The sequence below is a fragment of the Arsenicibacter rosenii genome, from assembly GCF_001870735.1.
Classification (GTDB): domain Bacteria; phylum Bacteroidota; class Bacteroidia; order Cytophagales; family Spirosomataceae; genus Arsenicibacter; species Arsenicibacter rosenii.
This window is the reverse complement of record NZ_MORL01000203.1, coordinates 1-807: the sequence shown is the minus strand read 5'-3', so window position 1 is coordinate 807 and position 807 is coordinate 1. Positions and strand designations below refer to the sequence as shown.

Below are 807 nucleotides of genomic sequence, written 5' to 3'. Positions count from 1 at the left end.
TAGCCGTATTTTGGCTAAATCCAGTTCCTGTAATCGTAATGGAATTGGTTCGGGAAAAAATAGCCCCTCCGCCTGCATAGGAAATATTACCGGTAGCTACATTGCCCGTAAACAGGCTATTGACGACGCTTAGCGTTGATGAAGCCCCGGCGCTAATTCCACCTCCTATCGAGTTACGGTTATCTGTAAACGTTGAGCTGGTGAATGTTGATACAGTATTCGCACCGGTACTACAAAAGCCTCCGCCCCCACGACTGTCCGTTGTCGTAGAACTTATATTTCCCGTAAATAAGGTATTACTGGCAGTAAAAGAAGCATTATTGCCTTCGGTCAGGATACCGACACCGGCATTGCCACTGCTATTCTGCGCAATGGTACAGCTTTGCAGATCAATGCCTGTATTGGCAGACGTACTGGCAATCCCGCCACCACCGGACGAAGTTCCGGTAACGGTGTTCTGGCTAATGCGCACACCGGTCAGTAGGGCCCGCTCTAAATTGATCAATAAACCGCCCCCTTGCCGGCCACTTTGGTTCTGACTCACCACACCATTTGTTATGCTCAGACTGGTTTGCATGCTGTAGGCACCGCCACCCTGGCCATTCACGGCCATATTCTGCTGTAGATGCGTATTCGTCAGACTCGCCGAGCCAGCCTGGCTGTAGATTCCCCCGCCATGACTGATAGCGGTGTTCTGACTCACCAGCACATCCGTCAGTTGAAGGCTTCCCCCATCATTATAGATACCTCCTCCGTTGCCGGATGCCTGGTTGCCGGTTACCAGCAAATTAGTCAGCAGCGGGCTGC

1 protein-coding gene is annotated in these 807 nt (G+C 51.5%); it reads right to left on the bottom strand.

The features are described 5' to 3' along the window. On the bottom strand, window positions 1-807 hold an 807-nt coding region (locus BLX24_RS30820), incomplete at both ends, for a hypothetical protein (RefSeq protein ID WP_218160747.1).